A 24,675-nucleotide genomic window follows, 5' to 3' on the forward strand; every position below is an offset into this window, starting at 1 on the left:
AGCATGACCTCGCCTATGAACAGATAGAAAACGAGGCGGACAGGAGGTGGGCTGACAAGCATTTCCTGCGCTGTATGGAGGCACATGGCCATCCGGCGTCAGGAAAGGTGTTTTTCGTGCTAATACGCTGTGGAGGCTGGCTTTCTTTCGTGCTGCGCAGGTTTCGCGACTGAGCAGCTTGGAAATCTCAAATAATTAGAGCGCGTCTCAAATAATTCGAACAAGAATCTCAAATAAAGTTTTCCGGCCTACCGGGCTTTCGCACTACGAATGTTTGCTTTGAGCGCCCCCCGCGGTGTGCCGGCACCACAAAGTGGAAGCCTCATAAATTAGTGGGTCTTGCCATTAACGGTCTTACTTCTTTTTCGATAGTACCACTAAGAGCAGCGTCATTCCTTGGGGCAACTATCTCTTTCCTCGCTTTTTTATTCGGAATTTTTGTAATCATAAAACGACTACTGTATGGCGACCCTGTGCAAGGCTATGCATCATTAATGGCAGCTATGGTCTTTCTAGGCGGTATTCAGCTGCTTGCCCTCGGCATCATCGGCGAGTACATCGGAAAAATATATACCGAATCAAAACGGCGGCCTTTATATATTATTACAGACTCTTATGAAAACACCCCCAAACAAAAACAGACATGAAACACTCCCATCCCTTATTCCGCGGCAAAGCGCTTACACCCTTAAAGCAACATGCTCATATTTTTCGCTTTTTGATTGCAGGAGCACTTAATACACTCATACACTTTCTCATATTTGGTGCACTAATTGCCCAGGACATCACAGTTGTTGCAGCAAACATTTGCGCCTTTCTTACAGCGAATATATGCTCTTTCTTTATATCCTCTTTCTTTGTCTTTAAAGTGAGGGTGACGGGCCTTATATACTATTTAAAATTCTTATTAGGTTCACTTGTTGGAGTGTTTATCAGCTGGTCAGTTGCAAAGCTATGCACGAACCTCTCATTGCATCCGTACTATACAGTCATAGGCACGGCATTGTTAATTCCTCCTGTCAGCTATACACTACAGAAGGTTGTTTTCAACTTTTCCCCTAGCAACAAGCCCATACCGACAGCAAAACCTAATTCACGCCACCAGTAAGCAGTCTTATTTTCCTTTCTATTGGCTGTTAACAGAAATACTCATTGCCTCCAACGCCTGCAGGCGTTGGACTAGCGGCGGATGGGTGTAGTGTAACGCCACCTGTAAGGGATGCGGTGTCAAGTTCGACAGGTTTTCAGACGCGAGCTTGCGCAACGCGGTTCGCAAAACGTCCGGTCTGCCTGTGGTCTTAGCAGCAAAAGCATCTGCCGCGTACTCGTTACGACGGGTCAGCACAAAAAAGCCCATACCTGTCAGCAGTGACACGGGGGTAAACAGGAGCGAAAAAAAGACAAGTCCGGCATGGGCCGAAACATTGTGAACCCCGAATGCCGCAAACAGCTGCGGTTCAGTCAAAAAGAATGAAAGCAGCCACAGCATAAAACCTGTTCGCGCAACGCTGATTATCATCATTACGGGCACGTGCCCCAACTTGCAGTGGCCTACTTCATGCGCCACAACTGCAACGACTTCCTCTTCATCCAGTTTTCCCATCAACGTATCAAACAGCGCTATGCGTCGCTCTTTGCCAAGTCCGGTGAAGTACGCATTCACCTTTGCGCTACGGCGCGAGCCATCCACGGCAAACAGGCCGGAAATACGATACCCCTGCCGCTCGACATACACCTGAATCGCGTTGCGCAAGCTTCCGTCCGGCAACGGCGTAAAGGTATTAAAAAGAGGCAGCAAATACCGCGGCGCTAAAAAAGTAAGCAGCAACGAAATCACTGTCACCAACCCCCACACAGGCAGCCATGCCTCTGCGCCGAGCCACAAAAGCAGCCACAAAACACCCGCAGCAAGCGGACCGCCGATAATTACCGTCAGTAAAAAGCCCTTGATTCTGTCAGCGACAAACGTGGCTGGTGTTGTTTTGTTAAATCCAAAGCGCGCCTCATGCACAAACGTGTGCCAGATGGAAAACGGCAAAGAAAGAACACCGGAAAGCAGCATAAGCAGGGCAAAAAAGCACAGGCCGATAATAATTTCACTGCCGGTTCCGCTGGTTCCGCCTGTTCCGGAGGTTGCGATGCCTGCCCACTCTGCAATCCGGCCTCCCGCACCGCGCGAAACAGCATCAGCCCAGCCGAACCCGCCCAGCAGCAAAAAGCCCAGAAATGCTCCAGTGCTGATTGTGTCCTGAATAATATTCAGCTTCATGCCTGCGGCAGCGTACTTCTGCGATCTGGCATAGCATTCTTCATTCATGCTGCCTTCAAATTCTGCAGGCAGCTTGGCACCCAACCTGCCAAGGCCCAACACAGCACCGGTTGTCTGCAACATCCAGCCGCCGATTATCGCCGCCAGCACAATTATCAGATATATATTCATGGGTACGTCCTTACTTTTTTGCGGAATACGAAAACAGGCAATCACCCTGCACGACAAGCCCTATATACTGCAACCTGTTTTGATCTAGCAAACAAAGAGAATGCGCACTTTCAATCTATTCTTTGTAAAACCATGTCTCTTACCTGCCCTCCGGCACGTTGCCTCCGCAGCAAAGGCACATGGTGCAGCCGACAACTCTTGAGCGAACGGCCCCTTGATCCGAAAAAATGCTATACGGAGAGCCGATATGTCTTCCATCCCCCTTTCTCCTGCCTGCAATGATAAGAAGTGCAAAACAACAACCGTTCCGGCTGACACCCGCAAGCAGACAGAAATTACCGGCAACAGCCTTTCTGCTCGGCACAGCGCACAAAAAAAGCCGCTGCATCATGTGATGCAGCGGCTTTACAGACAATACAAACCCGCAGGTTAGATGATGCGCTTACGAATCTGGGTTACAAGCACTTCTGCAAGAATAACCACAACAAAGATGCACACCAGAATAAGTGACACACGGGTCCACTGGAACAGGTTCAGCGCAGAATCAAGCGCAACACCGATACCACCCGCACCGACAAGGCCGATGACAGATGACTCTCGTACGTTGATGTCCCAACGGAACAGTGCGATGCTCCAGAACGCAGGAGAAACCTGCGGCCAGTATGCTTTCATAAAGATACTGGGCCAAGGAGCGCCTGCTGCGCGCATGGCTTCCACAGGGCCTTTGTGAGCTTCTTCCAGCGCTTCGCCAAAAAGCTTGCCCACAAAACCGATAGAACGCACACCGATGGTCACAACACCGGCCAGAGTGCCGGGGCCGAAAATAGCCACAAACAGCAAAGCCCAGACCAGCGAGTTGACGGAACGCGACGATACCAGAATAAGTGTTGCCAGCCAGTTAAGGGCAGGCACCTGACACACGTTTCGCGCAGCCATAACGCCGACCGGCAAAGCAAGAACAAGCGTCAGCAGCGTTCCCAACGTGGCAATATGCAGGGTCTCCACAAGTCCGGCGTGTACGCCTTCATAGTAGAAGCCGAAATCCACAGGCCACATGCGGTGGAAAAGGTCTGCAACCTGAGTCGGTGCATCCATAAGAAATTCAGGGATAACCTGAACAGTCCGGAACGACCACGCCAGAAGCAGGCCAGCACACAAAAAAACAGCGAAACGGGCAAGCCGTTCTGCGGGGGTAAAGCGCACCCATTCACGATCTGCGACATTCATCGGAATACCCCCTTCACGCGCTGCGCAAGGAACTCACTCACCATAACCAGTACGATTATAGAAATGAGGATGGCACAGACAAAGTCGTAATCGTAACGCTGGAACGCGGCGGACAAGGTGCCGCCGATACCACCCGCACCCACGATGCCGATCATGGTCGAATTACGCAGGTTGGCGTCAGTCTGATACGTGGCAAAGCCGATGAAGCGGTTCAGCACCTGCGGCAGAACGGCAAAAATAAGCACCGAAAAAAACGGAGCACCGGCAGCACGCATAGCTTCAACAGGTTTGAGCGAAATTTCCTCGATGGCTTCGGCAAAAAGTTTACCGATAAAACCGATGGAGGCGAAGATGAGCGTCAGAATCCCCGCCAGCGGACCGAAACCAACTGCCTTAACGAAGAGAATGGCAAAAATGACAGGGTGAAACGAGCGGCAGATGGCAATAAAACCACGGCTGGGCCAAGTGAGCCAGTCAGGCATCATGTTACGCGCCGCCATAAGACCGATGGGCAAGGAGATAAACACCCCGAAAGCTGAAGAAATAATCGCAATCTGAAGTGTTTCCAGCAGGTTGCTTATCAGCAGCTGCCAACGGGCAAAACTGGGCGGAATCATGGCGCCAAGAAAGCGCTGGGCGTTGTCTATACCGGTAACAAAACGATCAAACGAAATATCCAGCGACTGCGATGCCCAGATGCAGTAAAGCACGACAAGCAGATAGCCCAGCCGCGCCCAGTAGTTCGGCCTGAACGGTGCAGGGCGTTTTATGGCTTGGGAACTCATTTCAACCAATCCTCGCCGCCGTAGATTTCTTTCAGGTGCTCGTTGGCCATATCTTCAGGCTTGCCGTCGAACACAACCACGCCTTTACTCATGCCGATAATTCGGTCAGCAAAGCGTCGTCCCAGAGTCACATCGTGAATGTTCACCAGAACGGGAATTCTGTTACGGGTGGCCACTTCGCCAAGAAGTTCCATAATTTCAACAGAAGTTTTGGGGTCGAGAGACGATGTAGGCTCGTCCGCCAGCAGAATTTCAGGTTGCTGCATAACAGCGCGGGCAATCCCCACACGCTGACGCTGACCACCGGAAAGTTCGTCTGCTCTGGCTTGTGCGAAGTCAGCAAGGCCTACCATATCAAGCAGGTCATACGCACGGTTGATGTCTTCTGCCGGAAATTTGCGCATCCATGCACGCAGGGACGAAATGTAGCCCAGACGCCCGCAGAGCACGTTTTCCATAACGGTCAGGCGCTCTACAAGGTTAAACTCCTGAAACACCATGCCTATACGGCGGCGCATTGCGCGCAGGTCTTTGCCGCGCAAGGCGCACAAATCCACGCCGCCCAGCCGGATGCTGCCCGAGGTAGGCTCGATGAGCCTGTTAATGCAACGCAGCAGCGTACTTTTGCCGGTGCCGGAAGGCCCGATGATCGCTGTGGTGCTGCATCCGTCAATAGTAAGACTGATGTCTTTAAGAACCGCTTTGCCGCGGACATATTCTTTACGAAGATGTTCAATGACCAGTGACGTTCCGCTATCGGATACGTTCTGTGCTGTTGCCTGAGTCACTGCTGACTTTCCTTTGTGTAAAACCCTGAAAACATGGACAGTGGGCATCAGAAACCTGACACCCACTGTTTACCGTAACTAATAGGAATTAACCAGAAAGAACTATTGCTTTGCTTTGGCTGCTTTCTTGGCCTTGGCTTCAGCTTCTTTCTTGGCAATGGCTTCCAGACCGGCCTGGTTGAAGCTCTCACCGTTGGCATCTGCGATGTCACGGATGATTGCCCAGTCTTTTTCGTAGGTCACGGGGAAGAAACGGTCAGCGCCGCCAAAGGTCTTCTGCATGGCAGGAGTAAAGCGGTACTCAAGGAAGGCTTCGCGGATCTGCTGAACCAGTTCAGGCTTCAGGTCATGTGCATAACCGAAGGAAGAAGTGGGGAACTGATCGCTTTCCCATACAACACGGAAGTCGTCAGCGTTGATACGACCGGCTTTAGCCATACGCTTGAACACGTCGCCGGCAACGGGTGCTGCGTCGTAGTCGCCGTAGGCTACGCCCAGAATGGACTGGTCGTGCTTGCCGGAGTACACAACCGTGTAGTCCTGATCAGGAGTGATGCCCAGCTTGGGGAAAAGTGCACGGGGTGCAAGGTTGCCGGAATTGGAAGAAGCGGAGGTATGAGCCACGCGCTTGCCTTTAAGGTCGGCAATGGTCTTGATGTCGCTGTCTTTGCGGGTGATCAGCAGCAGACGGTAGCCCTGAAATTCTGTTTCAAAGCCTTTTACGGCGATGGGCACGTAACCGGCAAGGTTAACTGCATAGCAGGTGGGGCCGGTGGAGAAGCCTGCAATGTGCAGACGGCCGGAACGCATGGCTTCTACTTCTGCAGCGTTAGACTGCACGGTGTAGTAAATAACGCGTTTACCGGTCTTCTTTTCCAAGTATGCCTGAAAATCGGCAAAAGCGTCCTGATACACGGCAGGGTCTTCTACCGGAGTATAGGTGAATACCAGCGTGCTGGGATCCTTAAACTCCGCAGGATTTTTGGGGGCGTCGGCCACAAGGTCTTTGTTTTCATCGCAGTATGCTGCATCCAGAGCACCGCGGAAGCCGCAATCATCGGCAAAGGCTGCCGTTGCCAAGCCCATAAAGGCCACAATAGCCAGCAGACAGGTCCACTTCCTCAACATAGTCCACTCCTTAAATGGTGATACGATCGTGCTACAGCGGTCGCCCGATTCCTCCCGGTGCAGACCGCCGCATAAAAAACCTCTGACAAGATAAATAATATCACGTAATTCTCAAAGCTTTTTTTCGGATATAATCAGATGACAAGCGGCATTATACACAATTGAACACACTGATTTCTTTACTGAAAAACATACACCCTTTTTTGTAACGCGATTACAAACTGCAAGCACTCACGCCACATAAAAACAGCAGCACAACATCCGTTCAGCCGCGTTACAAAAACTCAAAATATTCCCAGCAGATTAACAGGTATCGAAGCATATACGTTGCCGGACATGCAGCAGGTGAAAAAACGGTAAAACGAGCTTTTGTCCGGCGGGCATGGTTTCCCTTGTTGCAATATGAAATTATGCTTTTTTCATCTGCCGGACGACACCAATGCAGCGGCCCACGTTTTACGCGAAGTCGAAGAATAGAACACAGCTTTTATCAAAACCGAGCGCAGTAACAAAAAAAGCCCCGCACAACGTACGGGGCTGAAACTGCGATATGACGGCAGAACGCTAAGCAAGAAACAATTCCGCGCCGGATTCGCGTACCAGTGTTTCCCATTCCGGCGATGGCAGCGGGCCATTGGAAAAGAGCGCAGTCAGGTCGCCCAGACGAGCCACGCGAACCATAGCGGGCCGCCCGAACTTCGAGTTGTCCGTCACCATATAAACGTGACGCGAACAGTCAATTATGGTTCGGGCTACGGCCACTTCGCGGTAATCATAATCCAACAGGTTACCTTCTTCATCAATGCCGGAAATGCCTATGATGCCATAATCAACGCGGAATTCGCGGATAAACCGTTCTGCACTGGGACCTACTATCCCGTTGTCCCTGTGCCGCACAGAACCACCTGCTACAACCACGTCATTTGTTGCGTTCTGGGCAAGGATAGAAGCCACATTCAGACTGTTGGTTACAACTCTCAGCCCCTGATGATTTAAAAGCGCGCGCGCAACAGCTTCGGTGGTGGTTCCGATGTTGATACACAGCGAAGCCCCTTCGGGAATGTGCTCTGCCACCAGTTCACCGATGCGCTTTTTTTCATCCATGAACATGGATTTGCGCTGGTCATACACAATATTGTTGGAGCCTAACGGAACCCCTGCCCCGCCATGAAAGCGTTGCAGGCGGCCCTCTGCAGCCAGCGTATTTATATCTTTACGGATCGTCTGCGGGGTCACGCCAAAGCGGGTCGCCAACTCTTCAATGGTGGCGTAGCCACGCTCTGCCAGAAACTCCTGTAACGATTTGTGTCGTATCGCGCTTTTACTCATCCGCGCACTTTAGCCTTGCCACGCACAGAAAACAAGACCACTGCTTCACGGCTTTGCCTCTGAGCTCTCATCTTTCCGTGAATATGGACAGCCAATGTAACGGCGCGTATCATGCGCGCATCCGCAATTATTCACACACAATTTTCACTTTTGCTTATCAGCCAGGATGCAGGATTTTTTATGAACGCCAAACGCTGCTTTGTCTTTGATCTGGATGGAACCGTCTATCTGGGGGATATCCCCATCCAGCCCACAGTGGACTTTATCCGGCGCAACTGGGGAGCCATCGACTTTTTTTTCCTCAGCAACAACACCTCCAAGTCTCCGGAAACATATGTCCGCAAGCTTAACAAGATGGATATTCCGGCAGAGGACAAACATATTATTTCGCCCATCACACCTTTGGTTGACCACTTGCGCAGCCACGGCATCAACATTATTTATCCGGTGGGCAACTCCGACTTTGTGGCATGCCTGAAAAAAGTCATGCCCGAAGTAGAAATAAGTGAAAAAAATTGTCAGGCTGTTGTGCTGGCTTACGATACCGAACTTACATACGAAAAGCTGGCCCGCTCTGCTTTACTGCTTCAGCAGCCGCAAGTGGCGTTTCTGGCTACTCACCCCGATCTGGTGTGCCCTACCCATGAAGGTCCGATTCCTGATGTAGGCAGCTTTATTGCGCTGTACCATACCGCAACGGGGCGCAAGCCTGAACACATCTTCGGTAAGCCTGAAACTGCCGTGTTAGAGCCTTTGCTGGCACGATACGCCAAAGAGGATATGGTCATGGTGGGAGACCGGCTTTCCACCGACAAACTGCTGGCAGAAAATGCCGGTATAGATTTTTTGCTGGTACTCAGCGGAGAGGCAACTCTGGAAGACCTGCCCTCGCTTGAGCGGCAGCCTACATTGGTGCTTGAGCATCTGGGAGAGTTGCAAGGCTACTGATTCTGCGACACACGGATGCCCGCCGTGCGGGCATCCGACAGAGCAGTCTGCCCTATGGCGCCTTTTTGCTCCGGCGCATAAAAGGAGAACACACACTTGGACATAGTCCTTTTACTGTTCCTGATTATACTTAACGGCATTTTCGCCATGTCGGAACTTGCGCTGGTCACGGCTAAAAAAAGCCGTCTGCAACGTCTGGCGGACGAAGGCGACAATGCAGCCCGCACGGCCATCCGGCTGGGCGAAGAACCCACGCAGTTTCTTTCCACAGTTCAAATAGGCATCACCGCCATCGGCGTACTAAGCGGTATTGTGGGCGAAGCTGCTCTGGCAGGGCCCCTAGCCGAATTTTTCGTTTCTGCGGGGCTTTCACCCAGACACAGCAGTATTGCCGCCACCACCATCGTGGTAGCAGGCGTGACATTCTTTGCCATTGTCATCGGCGAACTGGTACCCAAACGTTTGGCGCAATTCAATGCAGAAGGCATTGCCCGCACAATGGCGCGTCCCATCGCCCTGCTTGCCACGCTGTCACGGCCTTTTGTCTTTCTGCTGTCTTTTTCCACAGACGCCATTCTGCGCCTGCTGGGCAAAAAAAATTCAGACTCCGCGGACCTGACGGAAGACGATATCTACGCCGTACTGGTAGAAGGCTCCATTGCAGGCGTTCTGGAAGAGCAGGAACATGAAATGATGCGTAAAGTCTTCCGGCTGGACGACAATCAGGTTGTCTCGCTTATGACACCGCGAAGCGAAATTGTGTTTCTGGACGTTGAAGATACCAATGAAGAAAATCTGGCGCGTCTGGTAGACTCAGGACACTCGCGGCTGCCTGTCTGCAGGGAAAGCATCAGCGATGTGCTTGGCATCATCAGCGCCAAGCGCATTTTAAAACAGCACCTTAAAGGCGAGCCTCTCTCTCTGGAATCAGACCTGAAGCCTGCCGTGTATGTGCCTGAATCCATGTCGTGCCTGAAGCTGCTCGACCAGTTCCGCAGCTCTGACATCCAGATGGTCTTTGTTGTGGATGAATACGGTGAAGTGCTGGGGATCGTGACGCTGCAGGACGTGCTGGAAGCATTGACCGGAGAATTCATGCCGCAGAATCCTGACGAGGCGTGGGCATTCATGCGCGAGGACGGCTCATGGCTGCTCGACGGACTGATTCCCGTACATGAGCTGAAAGACCGCTTGGAGCTGCGCACCGTACCGGAGCAGGAAAAACGCCAGTACAACACACTTGGCGGCATGCTTATGTGGATCAGCGGCAACATCCCCCGCACCGGCGATACCGCAGAGTGGGAAGGCTGGAAGTTTGAAGTGGTAAACATTACGAAAAACCGTATCGACAAAGTACTGGCAACAAGATTGCCGGAAACCGCGAACGGCGACGTGCCGGAATAAGCTCCCCATACGCAGATAAAATGAAAGCCTGTTTCTGTACTATGATGCAGAGGCAGGCTTTTTTAATGCTGCCTGCTTCAAAAAGAAGAGCCGCATTGTCGCCAACTCTCATAAAAAAGCACAGCTGGATGCCCTCTGCACCTATGCCAATCCGCTCTGCAAGCCGGATTGCCGCAAACCTGAGGGCAGCCCCACACTGAGCTTCTATCTTTGCGAATTCAATTGACGTACAGCTATTACCATTCAGTTATTACTACTCTTTTCCCACATCACAGCTCTTCGCAATCCCTGTTCCCAGCACACACGCAGCTACACGAAACAGCGCTCAGCCCTGACGTGGTAAGGTTTTCCAGCCTCCTTATTATTTTTTATTTTCGTTTTCGAAAATTATTTTGACCATTCCGAAAGTAAGGCATATGCTGCACTCATGAAAACGAACATTTTCGATGTGCTTATTGTCGGCGGCGGCATCAACGGTGCCTCTGCGGCCCGAGACGCGGCCGGTAGAGGGCTTTCCGTTGCACTTTGCGAGGCTGAAGATATCGGCTGGGCAACGTCTTCTGCGTCGTCCAAACTGATTCACGGTGGCCTTCGCTATCTTGAACATTATGAATTCAGACTGGTGCGAGAGGCTCTGGCCGAGCGAGAAGTCATTCTTGCCACAGCTCCTCACATCGCATGGCCCATGCGCATCGTACTGCCCCATGCTCCGTGGCTGCGCCCTGCGTGGCTCATTCGGGCAGGGCTGTTCCTGTACGATCATTTAAGCCCCCTGCAGCAGATTGCAGGTTCAGAGCGCGTAAACCTGAAAAAGCATGTTTCAGGTCGTTCTCTGGTAGACAAATTTAAAACTGGCTTTGAGTACTCCGATCTGGGCGTGCTTGATACCCGCTTCTGCCTGTACAACGCAATGGACGCTTCCATGCGCGGCGCTTCGGTCTTTACCCGTACCCGTGTGGAAAAAGTTGTCCGCAAAGACGGCGTATGGTGTGCCACCACGGTAAACACCCGTACCGGCGAAACAGCAGAAATCAAAGCCCGCAGCATGGTGAACACCACCGGCCCGTGGAGCAACGAGTTCCTGACCGAACGTGCAGAGTCGTCCGATACCGGCCGCATCCGCATGGTTCTGGGCAGCCACATCATCGTTCCAAAGCTGTACGATCATCCCTACAGCTACATTCTGCAGAACGATGACAAGCGAATCGTCTTCGTTATTCCCTACGAAAACGATTTCACCATGATCGGCACCACCGATGTGGACTATCAGGGTGATCCCGCAAAGGCTGCCTGCTCTCAGGCAGAACGCGAATACCTGTGCAAGATTACCAATGACTACTTCCGCACGCAGATAAAAGCCGAGGACGTGGTATGGGATTTTGCGGGTATCCGCCCTCTGTACTCCGATGGCAAGGATGCCACTTCCGCCACGCGTGACTACGTGTTCAAGGTGGAAAAAGGGGCAGACGGCAGTGCACCGCTGCTAAACGTTTTCGGCGGCAAAATTACTGCCGGACGTGAAATCGGTGAAAAAATTGTCGACCAGCTGCTGCCCCTTCTGGGGCGCACCGAAGCCCCCGAAGGCTCGCACTGGACGGCGACAGCTCCGTTCCCCGGCGGCGATATGCCCGAAGGGTTCGAGCCCTACCTGTACAAATTCCACCGCCAGTACCCGTGGCTGCCTGCCCGCATGGCGCACCGCCTGTGCCGCCATTATGGAACGTTGGCACACGACGTACTGGGCGATGCAAAAAGCCTTGCTGCCCTTGGCCAGCACTTCGGCGCAGACCTATACGAAGCCGAAGTTCGTTACCAGCAGCAAAATGAATGGGCAGACGATGCGGATGGCGTACTCTGGCGCCGCACCCGTCTTGGCCTGCACATGACCAAAGAAGAACAGGACGCTTTGCGCCAGTGGTTTGGCGCTTAGACTCCTTTTACTGTGTTCTCCTCACTCCACACGCGGCGGCCCGTTTTACAGGCCGCCGCACTTTTTTATTACAACCGCATTCCGGTGCCACAGTTTTGAAGGCCACCATCTCCCTCTGCGGCACCGGTTATCCTTACCATAGAAAAAAGCCTGCATGAGTTCTCACGCAGGCTTTTCAAATCCATACACTACAGCCATCAACTTTCCAGCTCGGCAAACAGGCACTCGTAAAATACGGCTCTTGCTTCGCGCTCCTGCCATGGCGTGTGCCCACAATTGGGCAAGACAACACAGCGGAAATTTGTAAGCGAATATCCAAGGGGCCTGCGCACAGCATCAACCGGATGAGAATCATATTCGCCATGCAGCGCCACCACGGGACAGCGGATGGATTCACCAAGCGCGATCAAGGCCCCGCTCCGGCGAAGTTCCGTCACTTGCCCCATCACAGCTGAAAACTGCCGGTAATTGGCAATCATCGGCTCCGGCTGTTGTGGCAGCGGGTTATAAGCGTCGGCCTGCTCCATCAGCCTGCCAAACCGGACAAGTATCTGGTCGCCTTCCCTTTGCATTCGCGTTTTGTCAGCCATGACAGAAATAAGCTCAGAAGCATCTTCGCGTTGCGCTTCGCTCATGGCGTTCATACGCATCGGCATGATACCTTTGGCGTGCCTTGCCTCAAACGGCGGCGCCCCTATCATAACCAGTTTGTTAACCAGCTCAGGATGCCGCGCAGTCAGCATATAGCCAAGCAACGCCCCCCACGAGTGCCCAACAAGAGTTGCGGGCAATCCCGCATCATAGCGCAGTACACACGCAAGCTCTGCAACCAGCGCTTCCACAGAATCTGCCCGTTGCCACGGCTCCAGTACGCCATGGCGGCTGGAAATATCCCGCGCCAGCTGAGCGGCACTACCCGGAGCACCGGGGCCGCCATGCAGCACAACCACGCGGCGTGGTGCTTTGCCGTGTTTTTTCAGTGAGGTATGCACATCATACATATGAGGGGCGCAGGAATTCGTCGGCATTCTCTTCTTTTTTGCAGTTAGGGTTTTGGACAGTATCTATGTAGCATGCACAAAAAAGGCCGCAACCCGAAGGTGCGGCCATATTATTACGTCTCAAACTGACGCAAATTGTAGTCAGCCAGCCGTTACAAGCCGCGTTCCCGCATGTATTCCACAAGGTCCGCCACACGGCACGAATAACCCCATTCGTTATCGTACCACACGTAAACCTTGGCAAGGTTGCCGGTCTGCACCAATGTGAAGTCGGCCTCTACAATGCCGGAGTGAGGGTCGCCGATAAAGTCGGACGATACCAGCGGTTGCTCGGAAAAGCCCATAATGCCCTTCAGTTCGCCCTGTGCAGCGTTTTTCAGCGTTGCACGCAGTTCTTCAGTTGTAGTTTCGCGTTCCAGAATGGCTACAAAATCGACCAGAGAAACGGTAGGCGTGGGAACACGTACCGAGTACCCTTCGAACCGGCCTTTCATTTCGGGAATAACAAGCGCAACAGCCTTTGCCGCACCGGTAGATGTAGGAATCATGTTGCATGCGGCAGCGCGTGCACGGCGCATGTCTCTGTGCGGCTGGTCAAGAATACGCTGGTCGTTGGTGTAGGCGTGTACAGTGGTCATAACGCCTTTCTGGATGCCGAAATGCTCATGCATCACTTTTACAACAGGCGCAAGGCAGTTTGTGGTACAAGAAGCATTTGAAATGATTTTATGCTTCTGCGGGTCGTAATCCTGATGGTTTACACCCAGCACCACGGTGATGTCTTCTTCCTTGGCAGGAGCGGAAATCACAACCTTTTTAGCGCCGGCCTCAAGGTGCATGGCGGCTTTGGGGCCGGTGGTAAAAATACCTGTGGCTTCAATAACCACATCCACGTCCATATCGCCCCACGGAATGGCGCGGGGATCGCGTTCGGCAAAGTTTTTAATAACAAAGTCACCGCCCACGCGCATGATATCGCCGTCTACCGAAACTTCAGGTGCAAAACCTCTGTAGTTGGTATCGTGCTTGAGCAGATGGGCGTTGGTGTTGATGTCGAAAAGGTCATTGATCGCCACCACCTCTATGGTGTTTCTATGGCGCTCCCAGATAGTTTTAAGAACCTGACGGCCGATACGGCCAAAGCCGTTGATGCCGACTCTTACCTTTTTCATATCTTTCCTCCGCGGCCAGCGCATGGCGCCGGGTGCTGTGGGGTCAAAAAGCTAGTTTTCGTCGACGCGGTAGATGTATTCTTCCGCCAGCCGGCTTTCACGCTTCAACGCTTCGTACATACGCGCATTTTCAAGTGCGATGCCCGAAAGGTTGGCAATGCAGGCCAAAAAGTCCATTTCGTCTTCGGTAAACGCTCTTACTTCGCCGGAGTACACGCGCAGCACGCCGATTACCTTTCCACCGCGCGCCTTAAGGGGCAGTACAACAAGAGAAACCAATCCCTCGGCAGCTGCTTCGTCGCGATACTGGAAACGGCTGTCGGTACGCACATCTTCAATATGCACGGGGTTGCCCTGCAATACTTCCTGATCAAGATGGCTTTTATCCACCTGAACAGGACCTTTAAGCGCGTAGCGCTGGCTTAACCCGAAACTGGCTCCGGGCAGCAGCATTTCGCCGCGTGCATCCAGAAGGCGGATAAAGCAACCTTTGGCGCTGATGGCCTTGGTTACTTGTTCTGCAATGTCCGCCAGAATTCTGGAAGGCTCAAGGCTTGAGTTAATGGATTTTGCGATGGTGTAGATTGTCTTGTACAACCGTTGGGAACTCATGACTGAAACCTGCCTTGTTGGAGGTTGTCCGGAACAGCATAAGGTCCGGAAAAAACCCTGACCGGCTGAAGACGAAGCGCTTGTCCCTGCCCCGCCAATCCTGCCTGAACAATACCGGTTCAGACTGCCGGTTACCATGAAAGCAAAACATCATCAGAATGATAGCTTTCTGTATAGTACGATCGGGCAAAAATACCGATTGAACTACAGTGTGCAGCACTCTGCATGTGTACCGCCGACGCCACCTGGATGCCGACGATAAAAATTCTTTCGTAATCGCAACATGCATCAGTGTATAATTTTTTGCAAGCAACAAGAGCATCTTCTCGCCCTGCAAAAGGAAATACTCACTTCAGCACTGTTGCAGGCAGCCTGTTTGCAATAAAAAACAAATAAATAAAAAGTTCATTTTACTTCAAAAAAGTTCAGATATGAAACAAAAGCTAAATATGACCTGCTGCGAACACAAAAAAATATTCTTACAAGCATAGCGCCATATGATACAAAGGTCATCCGCTTTCGCGATGATTATTCCATCACGCCAGTTGCAGGCGCTGCAATCTTTCCGGCAACCCTCTTTCCTTATTGCGCTATCCTCCCGCTTCTGTTACCGGCGGAACAGGCTGATAATCACAGAAATCACCACGCTTACAACAAGCATGGACGTTACCGGAATAAATACTCTCGTTCTGCCTGATTCAAAGCGGATATCCCCGGGGAGCCGGCCAAACCAGCTCAGCAGCCCCGGTGCAAAATGCACAATCAATCCTGCAACCAGCAAAATAATACCGGCCAGAATCATCCAGCGTCCGGTCATATACTTCCCTCATTTAGAAAGCGGCAAACTGCGTCAACACATGCTACGAAAACAAAACATTTGATTTAACAGCAAAGTACAGTTTTCCGTGCGATGTTCACAACACTCTTTGGCGCATGGAGCGGTGACGCATGGCACTTACCAATGCCTTGCACGCCCCGCGCATAGTATAATCTGAAAAGAACTCGCACGCAGGTACAACCAACTCCTTTCATGGTACCCCGCAATGCTTCTGACATAACCAGCATAACCAAAAAGCATTGGCCTTTGCCGCATCTTGTTTCTTATAATAGAGAATAAAACGCCGCACAGCGTACCATCACTGAAAACAACACCAGACTGCACACAGCCGCAACAACGCCGGAGTGACCAACTCTGTCCGGCTATATCTTTTCCATTTGGAGTTTTCATGTCCTGCAAGGCATGCCTCAAGCCAGCACTCATACTCTTTTGCTCGTTAACATTTCTTATGTCCTGCTCAGATGGCAGCGGCTCATTAGGGCATGTCAAAGAAACCGGCGAAATAGCCTTTGCCATGAGCGGCGGCTATCCCCCTTTTAACTATTACGACCAAAACAACACCCTGCAAGGCTTTGATGTAGATGTGGCAAAAGAGATAGCTTCCCGCCTCGGAGTAACCTTTGTGCCCATCACAATACCTTGGGAAAGCCTGATCCCCCAGCTTGAGGCTGGCGCTTTTGAAGGCATCCTTGCAAGCATGGCCATCACATCAAACCGACTTGAAAGAATTATCTTCTCTAGGCCTTACTACTTCTCCGGCGCACAGATATTGGTAAAAGCAAATGCCCCCTACAATACCGTTGCCGACATAAAAGGACGCGCCATCGGCGTTGTAGTAGAAACAACGTATGCTGAGGATGCCAGAGCACTTGCCCCCCGCAATATCCGTTACTACGAAAACGACATCCAAGCCGTGCTGGAGCTAGAGCACGGCGTGGTTGAAGCTGTAATTACCGACCATATTGTCTGCGTAAATGTAATCCAATCCGGCGAATACAACCTGCGCATGCTGGGTAAGCCCATCCGGCAGGAGGCTATGGGCATCGGCCTGAGAAAAAACGACATAGCCCTGCAGAAAACTATTAATCGTATCCTTGAAGATATGCACCAAGATGGTACGCTGAAAAGAATGAGTCAAAAGTGGATTGGTGTGGATGTCACCCGTTGACAACAATTCGACTGATCGGCAAATCCCGCCACTCCTGAAGCCTGACAAGACGCAACGCCCGAACAAAACTCAAGACAAGCACCGTAGGCCTTTCTGCCCCGTTATAAAAGGAAGGGCAGACCACTCTCTGCATAAGAAAAACTGCCAAGACCGCGGGCAGCAATTGCATTCTTCATTCCCCACGGACACCGACACCTTTCCCCCCTTGCAGGCTGGCACCCGCCCTCACAATAGCGGCTCTTAGTACGCGCCCCTCATTGGCAGGCACGCCTGCTCTTGCACATTACTCAGCCGTAAATATCGCTCAGCGACCCATTCTGTTTTTCCTGCGACACATGATTTTTTCAACAGGCAGTCATACCATTCCGGACGGCTGGGAGACACTCCCGTGATAATCATATGTGGTTCACTGACTGAGGTCCGGCGACATGCTAGGATGTTCCTTCTTTCCGGTGCATGCGTAGTGTTCGCCAGTGCATCCAGCTTGTTGCTCTCTTATTGTTGTCAGCAGCCGCGTGAACAGCCCCGCCCTGACGGTTTCTGAGCTGACAGAGTCTGCCCTGGCCCGCATTGCCAGCAGCCATAACCACCTGAATGTTTACAACTATCATCGTAACCATTTAACAGACGTGACGTCAGACAAGCAGGAGTCCGTATGTCCAGACAAGTTTTTGTTGATGCACATTGCCACCTCTTCAATTTTGTAGATGTCCCCGTCTATGAAACTCTGAATGGTCAGGCCCGCGTGAATACGCTGAAAAAGTTAGGGGCTGCGCTAGGAGCCAGCACAGTTCTCACGCTGGGATTTCTTCGCAAGGGTGTTGAAAAACACAAGAACATTCTACAATTTTTTGAGCGGCCGCAGGAAGAAAACCTGATTGGTCTGGCAAGAGAGATACAAGCCACCGGCAAAAGCGAGCTTACGGTGCTGACCCCGCTGGTGATGGACTTTGACTGCGTCCGGCAGGATTGCGGAGAAGACTGCAAGCCCTGCACGGGAAAGCTTTGCCCCATACCGGGTTCGCAGGCAGACACCGTGCCGGATGACCCCAGCGTTGAAGGCCAGTTCCTCCGCCTCAGGCACGCAGTAGAGCGTGCTCATGAGTTGCACCCGGAAGTTTCAGACAATCTTCGTGTGCTCCCTTTTTTAGGCCTCGACCTGCGCAAACTCAACCCCGAGGGTAGTACCCTGCTGGAAGATCTGCAGACCTTCTGGCAACAGTACGGTGTTACCAAGGCCGAGCGTAAACAGGGCTTCAGCTCATTGCAAAGCGGCAAAGCCATGGGCATCAAACTTTACCCTCCCATCGGGTTTAATCCGTACCCCGTTGAAAATAAGCAAGCCGTCCTTGAATACACACGGTTTTATGAATGGTGCATCGATGAAGGAATTCCGCTGACCGTCCACTGCCAGTCGGGCTCATACAGTGCCACCCGTAAAAAAAGAGCCGTTGAGGCCGATACGCATGCATCAAACTGGCGCAACATGTTCCGCGACTGGGAACGGGGGTATCTGCACTCCACAAAGGACATTAAAGAGTTACGTATTAATTTTGCCCACTTCGGGGGAGAAAAAGGACTTGAAGATATGCTGGACTGGTACAAAAAGGACGGCATTGATACCGGTTCATGGACGTATATAATTATCGACATGCTACGCAACTACCCGAACACATATGCAGATCTTTCCGCGTTTGCATGGGCCAGTAATAAAGACGCCGGTAACTTTGCATCCATGCTGGATAAAGACGCGGAAGGAAAATTCCGCGATGGTCACTATCAGATAAAAGACAAGCTGCTATGGGGATCAGACGTGCCCATGATAGTCAGTGACAAATCGTATATTGCTGAAAACGGAGCACCAAGCTATCAGCAGCTTTTCAGCCATTTCAGCAATGCAATAGACAAAAGTAAGCGCCTGTCTTCTCCGCAAAAAAAACAGCTGATTAACTCTATGGTGGAACTCAATCCCTCTCGCTTCATGCTCACATAATAGCAGTGCAAGGTATCTGGAAATCTGGCTCGGAATAATGCCTGCCTTTTCGCATCGTTATTTAACGCAACTAGTTATTAAAAAGCGGGGTGTAACAGCCCCGCTTCACTCATACGCAAATCAGATTAATAAGTTGCCAGCATCCCGTTTAGTGAGCCTGACTTTTTCCGGCTCCTCCGAGCCGCATCAGAATAACGGTCTGCGGCGGATTCACTTCCGTTGTTTCTTCCCGGGCAAACTCCACAAAGCCACAATTGCAGTAAAAGTGATGCGCAGAAGCATTCGGCTGTAACACCCCTACTTCAATCTCTCCGTACTTTTTCTGCATCGCGCTTATAAGCTGCGAGCCAATGCCTTTGCCATGCTGCTCCGGCGCTACGAACAAGGCACCGATCATGGGCCCCAACATGGCAATAAATCCCGCAGGGCCGGTTTCATTTTCCGCTATCCATATTTCAGCCGCATGCAGATACTGATCGCGCACGATACCATACTGGCGCAGTAATTCCGCTTCGGAAAAAAAGGGATGCCCTACTCTGGAAGCAGCCAGCCAGATATCCAGCACAGCACTCTGGTCTTCCTGTCTATATGCCCTGATAATTGACACAATAATCCTTACAGAAAATTTTCAACAAAACACCTCCGTCAGAATAAACCACTTTTTCATCTGCCGGATGTGCTGCATAATATACGAGCTGTCGTTGTGCCAAAACGCGTTGTTGTCAACATCTAAAATCAATGTATAGTGCGTGCCCACAGCGACACTCTCAACACACAAACACAATGATAGACATCAGAACAGTAACATTACTAAATGCATTAATTTTTCTTATTGCTGCGTACTTCATGTACATCATGCACGTAAGAAAAAATGCCATTGCCGGTGCACGGTTATGGACTATGGGGTTTTCTTTAGGCTCCGCAGGTATGTTTACCTTTTTTTTCAGAGGAATATTGCCTGACCTGCTTACAATCACACTTGGCAATGTACTGTTATTTTACACAGAAGCATTGATATACAATGGAACACGTAAGTTCTTACACGAAAAGCTGATTACAAAAACGCAGTGGTCTGTGATGGCCTTCAGCGTACTATCTATTACAGCTTTCAATATATACTTTACAGAAGTTAACAACAACATCGGCATGCGCATTGCTGCCAACAATGCTTTTCTTGCCATTATAGCGTTTTTGTTCTCTTATGGCATTGCATCAAAAAAATGCCTCTCGCCTCGTAATGCTCTTGCCATTGCATATGCCATGTACGGAATCATATCTTTTTTGTTTGCCCTGTATGGTTTCTCATTTTTAATGAAAAGCAATGACTTTCTCCAGCTAGGGCCGGTTACTGCTTTTTTTGTTGTTTCTTACGCGCTGATGACAATCATATTCATCGGCATCATCGTAATGCTTATCAATGACGGTAAGCACGCATGTCTGAAAAAAGAATCACTCACGGACCCGTTAACCGGAGCAGGAAACAGACGACTGCTGAATACATACACTAAGCATTACATAGCCAGACTGCAACGCATGGGCGAACCTCTGGTAATTCTTCTGCTTGATATCGACAGATTTAAATCCATCAACGACAACTACGGTCATGACGCAGGCGATGCAGTTCTGCAACATTTCTGCAATATCGTCAGCACAGAGTTACGATGTATGGACAGACTCTTCCGGTACGGAGGAGAAGAATTTGTCGCCTTACTGCAGCCCGCCGGCAGCCATGCTGCGCAGGTTGCGGCAGAACGTATCAGAGAGGCAGTAGAAGCGTCACAGGCAAAGTACGGCGACACTCCGATTCCTCTCACCGTGAGCATCGGTATTGCTAACGTAATGGCTGACGAACCTGACCTGTCGATGGCGCTGGTAAGAGCAGACAAAGCACTATACCGCGCAAAACAAACCGGCAGGAACAAGGTGGAAAGCAACTACCTTCCCAGTGCGTCATCATCTGCTGCCGGTACATCTCCAGATTCCCCGCAGCAATAATCAAGGCCGCAACGCACATCCCGCAGCAGCAACCGGAACTCTCTCCTGCTGTGCTCATACAAGGCGGGCATCCCGAACTCACGGGGCCGCCGCAACTCTTTCCAGCCGTTCGCTAACCCGCTTTATCCAGATATTGCAGCCATGCTTGTCATAGTTCTGAGATAACGGATTCATAAAGCCATGCCCGAACGGTACCGTTTGGCACGTCACGCCGGAGTAAGCTCGAAGCTTTGAAATCAAAGCCTGCACATCAAAATGCGGTTCATACTCCGGAAAGATCAGCTCCGCCTGACAACTGAAGACACTACGGGCTGACTCAGCAACGATATTGCGGATCGAAGAGCCATAAAAGCACATTGCGCCGCCGATGTTCGCCGCGGTGCTGCAGCCCAGAGCTGACCAGACAGCTCCGGCTCCGGCACTGAACCCTAAAAGAAACACCTTTTCATCCGCGGGCAGAGCCTGCTCTACTCTGCGCGCATATTCCAGATGCCCGCAGCGCTCCGTGAATGCAGCATAAGCTTGCCGCTCCGACCCAAAGCACGGATTTTTGCCGTCATACGGGTCCACCACAAGCACGTTACCGCAGACAGGCCCAAGTGCTTTACCCAGCGCATCCACATGCCGTGTTCTTCCCCATATTTCTGTCACTATAATCAGTTGCACGGTACATCCTGTACAATCGGGCAAAACGGTTTACCGCAAGATTGCTTCAAATAATATTTGTCTGTCATCAGATTATCAGACTTTTGCAAATCTACCCATAACATACTGCATTTTCAGGAATAGTTACTAGATGAAAAAGCGGTAATAATAGCCTGCACAGCAGCCAACCGGCAGAATATATAAAATTCTATACAGACAGAGATGTCTGACTGGAGGCTGCATGACAACATTTTTTCATGACGAACAACTCGTTTCTGCCCTGCCTGTAAACCGGGCTGCATACTCGGACAGAACAGCATGGCTGATGGCTGAAATATCGCGACTGATATATGAGCCGCTGCCGGGAGAAGTCACCGTTGAAGAGTACGTAGAGGAGCTGCGTCAGGCAATCAAGGAGGGACGCCACGAAAACCTGCTTGAGGGGCTGGTGTCCAAATGCTTTGAAACTCACCGTAAAGACTGTTCTCTTGTGGAACGCGAACTGAGCAACGCTAATTTTGAACTGCTGGACACTTTCATCGAAGGAGATACGGAAGCCCTGCTGGCTAAAATGACCCAACAGGGCGCACGGCCATTTCTTGTTCTGGCCTTCAGAGGAACATCATCCAAAAAGGATCTGATGACCGACATGCAGGCAACACTGGTAGCCGCTCCCGGAGAAGGCAAAGTCCATAAGGGATTCCTGCAGGCATTCAAGGCCGTGGAGACAAAGCTGAGGCAGGCGCTGGCCCCGTACAGCGACATGCCGTTGTATATCACCGGCCACTCCCTTGGCGGTGCGCTGGCAATTGTTGCCACAAAATATCTTGGCTCGGACAGTACAGGCGCTACGTACACCTTCGGTGCGCCCCGCGTTGCGGATGATGCTTTTTACAAGTCCATAAAAACACCAATCTACCGCGTGGTAAATGCCTCCGATGCCGTACCGCGGCTTCCTTTCGGGGCCGGCTTTAACTTTACACTTGCCGCAATGCGCTGGATACCTGTGGTGGGGTACAGAGCTTCGGAATGGCTCAGACGGTTTCAGGGGTACACCCACGAAGGCAATCTGGTCTTCATGAACGCGCCGGAAAACGAACTGGACGACCGGGGCTATCCGTATAAAGGATTGCAGGTTTCCAAAAGCCCCAGCTACATAGTGCGGTCACAAGTGGTCGTACCGCGCCTTATCAGCACCGGCTGGAAATCCGCCCTCGCCGACCACCAGATATCTGAATACTGTGCAAAGCTGTATGCAAATGCCTTGCGCCGGATGTAGATAACAATCGCCTGCCCTTCAACAAAAAGGGCCGGACACAACGTCCGGCCCGCTCGAATGCAACACAGAAAAAGCAACACCCCTATTTATAACCAAGCTCCATCGCTGCCAATGTGGTGACGATAACATCAGACACCTGCGATAAATAAGCAGGTTATGCGCCCTCTTGCACGGGTAGCTCTTCAAACGAGCCCACGTCTTCCAGACGATCGTCCCAGTTGGCTTTGCGGGAACAAAAAATATGACCCTGCGGCCGTAGAGGCACATCCGTATCAAGGCTTCCTGCAGGAACAACAAGCAGCGTTCCATCCATCTGAATATTAGGCAGCGCAGACCCGCACTCTGTACAGAAGCTTTTTATATGGCCTTCTGATTTATAATTAAATGTCTTTACCAAAGATTCGCCGCTGAGCCACTGCAAAGAGGCCGTGCTGGAAAAAAGGTTCGCAGCGTGCGCAGAGCCTGTATCTTTACGGCACCTTTCACAGTGACAAAGATAAAATTGCTCAAAACTACCTGTCACCTCAAACGTTACAGCCCCGCAAAGACAAGATCCTGAGTGCTTCATATAACCTCCCGCAGAAAGATGTCATAAGACAGTGAACAGAACAAATGCCATACGGCAACGACAATCTGCAACTACACAAGCCTGCGGGACGTTTTTTTACCAAAAGACACCGGCGCAGGATTATCGCCACAATCGCCTGAAGCGCAGAGCGTATATATGGAACTTCGCGTCCGTGCTCATATCAGGGCTAACCGCGCAACTTCCGAAGTCGAAATACCCTCGGGCGCTTTACTCCGGAACCTGTTGCGCCGCGGCCCTTTTACACCTGCTGAATTCAAAACTCAGCAGGATACCGGCAATAACAGCTGTAGCAGGCGCCACCATAAGCAGACCGATGCTGCCGATGAGCACCCTGAAGATTTCAGCCGCGACAAGTTTCATATTCAGAATACGGGCTACACTGGTTTCCTGCGCCACAAAAACCATAAGCATAGTCAGATAACCGCCGGAATATGCCAGCAACAATGTTGTAGACATGGTGCCAATAACCATGCGCCCGATAGTAATGCCCGACCGGATCAACTCCCGCACACAGATATCAGGCCGTTTCTGCTTTATCTCATGCATGGACGCGCTTACATCCATGGCAATGTCCATGGCTGCGCCCGAAGCGCCCAGAAGCACGGCGGAATAAAAAATATGCTGAAAATCCAGACCATACGCCCCCTGTACCAGCAGCGTGGTCGAAAAAGGAGTAGTCATACCCAGCAGGTTGAATTTGTCCCCGAAATACAAAGTAAGCAGCAGGGTTACCGCCATACCGCACACAGTACCCAGAAACGCGGCAATCCCCTGCCTTGTCACGCCCGCTACGGTTATGATGATAGCCAGCGACAGCATCACCAGCACTGCAAGGCTTAGCGGCAACGGTGCAGCGCCGTTCAGCAGATTGGGAATATAAAAATACCAGAGAACCCCGAGAGAGGCGACAAACGAGACAAGCGCCTTTAAACCGATCATGCGGGCATACAGGACAAGCCCCAGCGCAAACACGGCAAACAGCCCCAGCTCCCAGTTCTGCCTGAATGTGTTTATCGTACGGGCATCAAGAATGCTGCCATCCGCAATCTGAACCGCAAGCAGTATATGATCTCCGGGAACATAGATTTCATCCATGTCCAGCTGGCCGTTCAGGTAATTCTTGGCCTGTACTGTTGTTCCCTTCCACCTGCCGCCGTCAATGATGACGGAAAGCCTCTGCGGTCCGACAGCGCCTGCACCGGACTGGAGCACTTCGCTGTTATCTGCGGCAAGTACCGTGGCTGTTACTTCATGTACATTTTCATCCTTGGGGCTTGATAAAAACGAATGTCCGGCAAGATACAGTCCGGCCAGCAGCACAAGCACAGCAGCCAGTTCAAGAAGCATTTTTACAGAGCTTCGCATCAGGTCTCCGGCAAAAAGAACAGGAGGCGGCACATGCCG

General features: G+C 51.4%; 24 protein-coding genes. 10 read left to right on the plus strand and 14 right to left on the minus strand.

Translation table 11 applies throughout. From position 1 onward, the window contains the following. Positions 1-332: 332 nt before the first annotated feature. Both ACK5LI_RS12260 and ACK5LI_RS12265 read left to right on the plus strand, forming a co-directional pair. Positions 333-647, plus strand: a complete 315-nt coding sequence (locus ACK5LI_RS12260; RefSeq protein ID WP_416949726.1) for a hypothetical protein — start codon at positions 333-335, stop codon at positions 645-647. Beyond that, positions 644-1,108: a GtrA family protein gene (locus tag ACK5LI_RS12265; RefSeq protein ID WP_416949728.1), complete on the plus strand. Its 465-nt coding sequence runs from the start codon at positions 644-646 to the stop codon at positions 1,106-1,108. The genes ACK5LI_RS12260 and ACK5LI_RS12265 overlap by 4 nt, the downstream gene beginning before the upstream one ends. An 18-nt stretch (positions 1,109-1,126) precedes the next feature. On the opposite strand, the gene ACK5LI_RS12270 is transcribed toward ACK5LI_RS12265, so the two are convergent. After that, on the minus strand, positions 1,127-2,440 hold the full coding sequence (locus ACK5LI_RS12270) for a M48 family metallopeptidase (protein ID WP_416949730.1): 1,314 nt from the start codon (positions 2,438-2,440) through the stop codon (positions 1,127-1,129). A 247-nt stretch (positions 2,441-2,687) separates the two neighbouring features. Between ACK5LI_RS12270 and ACK5LI_RS12275 the strand changes: the two genes are divergently transcribed. Beyond that, positions 2,688-2,873 carry a hypothetical protein gene (locus ACK5LI_RS12275; RefSeq protein ID WP_416949732.1) on the plus strand — a complete coding sequence of 62 codons (186 nt, stop codon included), beginning with the start codon at positions 2,688-2,690 and terminating at the stop codon, positions 2,871-2,873. On the opposite strand, the gene phnE (ACK5LI_RS12280) is transcribed toward ACK5LI_RS12275, so the two are convergent. The 5 genes from phnE (ACK5LI_RS12280) to ACK5LI_RS12300 all read right to left on the minus strand — a co-directional run bounded on the left by phnE (ACK5LI_RS12280) (position 2,870) and on the right by ACK5LI_RS12300 (position 7,697). Next, a complete protein-coding gene (gene phnE, locus ACK5LI_RS12280) occupies positions 2,870-3,667 on the minus strand; it encodes a phosphonate ABC transporter, permease protein PhnE (RefSeq protein WP_416949734.1) in 798 nt (265 codons plus the stop codon). The genes ACK5LI_RS12275 and phnE (ACK5LI_RS12280) overlap by 4 nt on opposite strands. After that, a complete protein-coding gene (phnE, locus tag ACK5LI_RS12285) occupies positions 3,664-4,452 on the minus strand; it encodes a phosphonate ABC transporter, permease protein PhnE (protein WP_416949736.1) in 789 nt (262 codons plus the stop codon). The genes phnE (ACK5LI_RS12280) and phnE (ACK5LI_RS12285) overlap by 4 nt, the downstream gene beginning before the upstream one ends. Further along, positions 4,449-5,240 (minus strand): phosphonate ABC transporter ATP-binding protein, encoded by a 792-nt coding sequence (phnC, locus tag ACK5LI_RS12290; protein WP_416949738.1) that lies wholly within the window; start codon positions 5,238-5,240, stop codon positions 4,449-4,451. Before phnC ends, phnE (ACK5LI_RS12285) begins: the two co-directional genes overlap by 4 nt. A 102-nt stretch (positions 5,241-5,342) precedes the next feature. Next, positions 5,343-6,368: a phosphate/phosphite/phosphonate ABC transporter substrate-binding protein gene (phnD, locus tag ACK5LI_RS12295; RefSeq protein WP_416949740.1), complete on the minus strand. Its 1,026-nt coding sequence runs from the start codon at positions 6,366-6,368 to the stop codon at positions 5,343-5,345. A gap of 564 nt (positions 6,369-6,932) precedes the next feature. After that, on the minus strand, positions 6,933-7,697 hold the full coding sequence (locus ACK5LI_RS12300; RefSeq protein ID WP_416949742.1) for a DeoR/GlpR family DNA-binding transcription regulator: 765 nt from the start codon (positions 7,695-7,697) through the stop codon (positions 6,933-6,935). Positions 7,698-7,877: 180 nt separating this feature from the next. Here ACK5LI_RS12300 and ACK5LI_RS12305 point away from each other — a divergent pair, with 180 nt between their 5' ends. The 3 genes from ACK5LI_RS12305 to glpD all read left to right on the plus strand — a co-directional run bounded on the left by ACK5LI_RS12305 (position 7,878) and on the right by glpD (position 11,979). Next, a complete protein-coding gene (locus ACK5LI_RS12305; protein ID WP_416949744.1) occupies positions 7,878-8,645 on the plus strand; it encodes an HAD-IIA family hydrolase in 768 nt (255 codons plus the stop codon). Between the two features lie 96 nt (positions 8,646-8,741). After that, positions 8,742-10,049 carry a hemolysin family protein gene (locus tag ACK5LI_RS12310; RefSeq protein WP_416949746.1) on the plus strand — a complete coding sequence of 436 codons (1,308 nt, stop codon included), beginning with the start codon at positions 8,742-8,744 and terminating at the stop codon, positions 10,047-10,049. A 427-nt stretch (positions 10,050-10,476) separates the two neighbouring features. After that, positions 10,477-11,979 carry a glycerol-3-phosphate dehydrogenase gene (gene glpD, locus ACK5LI_RS12315; protein WP_416949748.1) on the plus strand — a complete coding sequence of 501 codons (1,503 nt, stop codon included), beginning with the start codon at positions 10,477-10,479 and terminating at the stop codon, positions 11,977-11,979. A gap of 197 nt (positions 11,980-12,176) precedes the next feature. Here the strand turns inward: glpD and ACK5LI_RS12320 are convergent, their stop codons facing one another. The 4 genes from ACK5LI_RS12320 to ACK5LI_RS12335 form a co-directional block, all read right to left on the minus strand. After that, complete coding sequence (locus ACK5LI_RS12320) at positions 12,177-13,007, minus strand: alpha/beta fold hydrolase (protein ID WP_416949750.1); 831 nt, start codon at positions 13,005-13,007, stop codon at positions 12,177-12,179. A gap of 125 nt (positions 13,008-13,132) precedes the next feature. Further along, positions 13,133-14,152 (minus strand): type I glyceraldehyde-3-phosphate dehydrogenase, encoded by a 1,020-nt coding sequence (gap, locus tag ACK5LI_RS12325; protein WP_416949753.1) that lies wholly within the window; start codon positions 14,150-14,152, stop codon positions 13,133-13,135. A 51-nt stretch (positions 14,153-14,203) separates the two neighbouring features. Next, positions 14,204-14,764, minus strand: a complete 561-nt coding sequence (locus ACK5LI_RS12330) for a GAF domain-containing protein (RefSeq protein ID WP_416949755.1) — start codon at positions 14,762-14,764, stop codon at positions 14,204-14,206. A gap of 607 nt (positions 14,765-15,371) precedes the next feature. After that, positions 15,372-15,581: a DUF2905 domain-containing protein gene (locus ACK5LI_RS12335; RefSeq protein ID WP_416949757.1), complete on the minus strand. Its 210-nt coding sequence runs from the start codon at positions 15,579-15,581 to the stop codon at positions 15,372-15,374. A 469-nt stretch (positions 15,582-16,050) separates the two neighbouring features. Here ACK5LI_RS12335 and ACK5LI_RS12340 point away from each other — a divergent pair, with 469 nt between their 5' ends. Continuing rightward, positions 16,051-16,770, plus strand: a complete 720-nt coding sequence (locus ACK5LI_RS12340; RefSeq protein WP_416949759.1) for a transporter substrate-binding domain-containing protein — start codon at positions 16,051-16,053, stop codon at positions 16,768-16,770. A 655-nt stretch (positions 16,771-17,425) separates the two neighbouring features. After that, entirely contained in the window at positions 17,426-18,763 is a 1,338-nt protein-coding gene (locus ACK5LI_RS12345; protein WP_416949761.1) for an amidohydrolase family protein, read from the plus strand. Between the two features lie 148 nt (positions 18,764-18,911). Here ACK5LI_RS12345 and ACK5LI_RS12350 read toward each other — a convergent pair whose 3' ends face one another. Next, the gene (locus tag ACK5LI_RS12350) at positions 18,912-19,370 is read right to left on the minus strand and encodes a GNAT family N-acetyltransferase (RefSeq protein WP_416949763.1); all 459 of its coding nucleotides are present in this window, start codon (positions 19,368-19,370) and stop codon (positions 18,912-18,914) included. Positions 19,371-19,546: 176 nt separating this feature from the next. Between ACK5LI_RS12350 and ACK5LI_RS12355 the strand changes: the two genes are divergently transcribed. After that, positions 19,547-20,758, plus strand: a complete 1,212-nt coding sequence (locus ACK5LI_RS12355) for a GGDEF domain-containing protein (RefSeq protein ID WP_416949765.1) — start codon at positions 19,547-19,549, stop codon at positions 20,756-20,758. A 78-nt stretch (positions 20,759-20,836) separates the two neighbouring features. Here ACK5LI_RS12355 and ACK5LI_RS12360 read toward each other — a convergent pair whose 3' ends face one another. Further along, on the minus strand, positions 20,837-21,424 hold the full coding sequence (locus ACK5LI_RS12360) for a dienelactone hydrolase (protein WP_416949767.1): 588 nt from the start codon (positions 21,422-21,424) through the stop codon (positions 20,837-20,839). Between the two features lie 220 nt (positions 21,425-21,644). On the opposite strand from ACK5LI_RS12360, the gene ACK5LI_RS12365 reads away from it, so the two are divergent. After that, complete coding sequence (locus ACK5LI_RS12365; RefSeq protein WP_416949769.1) at positions 21,645-22,682, plus strand: lipase family protein; 1,038 nt, start codon at positions 21,645-21,647, stop codon at positions 22,680-22,682. A gap of 154 nt (positions 22,683-22,836) precedes the next feature. On the opposite strand, the gene ACK5LI_RS12370 is transcribed toward ACK5LI_RS12365, so the two are convergent. Beyond that, entirely contained in the window at positions 22,837-23,250 is a 414-nt protein-coding gene (locus tag ACK5LI_RS12370) for a GFA family protein (RefSeq protein ID WP_416949771.1), read from the minus strand. A 228-nt stretch (positions 23,251-23,478) separates the two neighbouring features. Then, on the minus strand, positions 23,479-24,669 hold the full coding sequence (locus tag ACK5LI_RS12375) for a YibE/F family protein (protein ID WP_416949773.1): 1,191 nt from the start codon (positions 24,667-24,669) through the stop codon (positions 23,479-23,481). Between the last annotated feature and the right edge of the window lie 6 nt (positions 24,670-24,675).

The sequence above is a fragment of the Oleidesulfovibrio sp. genome (genome assembly GCF_047973035.1).
Classification (GTDB): domain Bacteria; phylum Desulfobacterota; class Desulfovibrionia; order Desulfovibrionales; family Desulfovibrionaceae; genus Oleidesulfovibrio.

What these genes read in the sequence shown, in the direction of transcription:
- glpD (WP_416949748.1), top strand. Translation starts at nt 10,477, where the DNA reads ATGAAAACGAACATTTTCGATGTGCTTATTGTCGGCGGCGGCATCAAC.
- ACK5LI_RS12345 (WP_416949761.1), top strand. Translation starts at nt 17,426, where the DNA reads ATGTCCAGACAAGTTTTTGTTGATGCACATTGCCACCTCTTCAATTTT.
- ACK5LI_RS12275 (WP_416949732.1), top strand. Translation starts at nt 2,688, where the DNA reads ATGTCTTCCATCCCCCTTTCTCCTGCCTGCAATGATAAGAAGTGCAAA.
- ACK5LI_RS12355 (WP_416949765.1), top strand. Translation starts at nt 19,547, where the DNA reads ATGATAGACATCAGAACAGTAACATTACTAAATGCATTAATTTTTCTT.
- ACK5LI_RS12305 (WP_416949744.1), top strand. Translation starts at nt 7,878, where the DNA reads ATGAACGCCAAACGCTGCTTTGTCTTTGATCTGGATGGAACCGTCTAT.
- ACK5LI_RS12365 (WP_416949769.1), top strand. Translation starts at nt 21,645, where the DNA reads ATGACAACATTTTTTCATGACGAACAACTCGTTTCTGCCCTGCCTGTA.
- phnE (WP_416949736.1), bottom strand. Translation starts at nt 4,452, where the DNA reads ATGAGTTCCCAAGCCATAAAACGCCCTGCACCGTTCAGGCCGAACTAC.
- ACK5LI_RS12270 (WP_416949730.1), bottom strand. Translation starts at nt 2,440, where the DNA reads ATGAATATATATCTGATAATTGTGCTGGCGGCGATAATCGGCGGCTGG.
- ACK5LI_RS12330 (WP_416949755.1), bottom strand. Translation starts at nt 14,764, where the DNA reads ATGAGTTCCCAACGGTTGTACAAGACAATCTACACCATCGCAAAATCC.
- ACK5LI_RS12265 (WP_416949728.1), top strand. Translation starts at nt 644, where the DNA reads ATGAAACACTCCCATCCCTTATTCCGCGGCAAAGCGCTTACACCCTTA.
- ACK5LI_RS12370 (WP_416949771.1), bottom strand. Translation starts at nt 23,250, where the DNA reads ATGAAGCACTCAGGATCTTGTCTTTGCGGGGCTGTAACGTTTGAGGTG.
- ACK5LI_RS12335 (WP_416949757.1), bottom strand. Translation starts at nt 15,581, where the DNA reads ATGACCGGACGCTGGATGATTCTGGCCGGTATTATTTTGCTGGTTGCA.
- gap (WP_416949753.1), bottom strand. Translation starts at nt 14,152, where the DNA reads ATGAAAAAGGTAAGAGTCGGCATCAACGGCTTTGGCCGTATCGGCCGT.
- ACK5LI_RS12320 (WP_416949750.1), bottom strand. Translation starts at nt 13,007, where the DNA reads ATGCCGACGAATTCCTGCGCCCCTCATATGTATGATGTGCATACCTCA.
- phnD (WP_416949740.1), bottom strand. Translation starts at nt 6,368, where the DNA reads ATGTTGAGGAAGTGGACCTGTCTGCTGGCTATTGTGGCCTTTATGGGC.
- ACK5LI_RS12340 (WP_416949759.1), top strand. Translation starts at nt 16,051, where the DNA reads ATGTCCTGCTCAGATGGCAGCGGCTCATTAGGGCATGTCAAAGAAACC.
- ACK5LI_RS12300 (WP_416949742.1), bottom strand. Translation starts at nt 7,697, where the DNA reads ATGAGTAAAAGCGCGATACGACACAAATCGTTACAGGAGTTTCTGGCA.
- phnE (WP_416949734.1), bottom strand. Translation starts at nt 3,667, where the DNA reads ATGAATGTCGCAGATCGTGAATGGGTGCGCTTTACCCCCGCAGAACGG.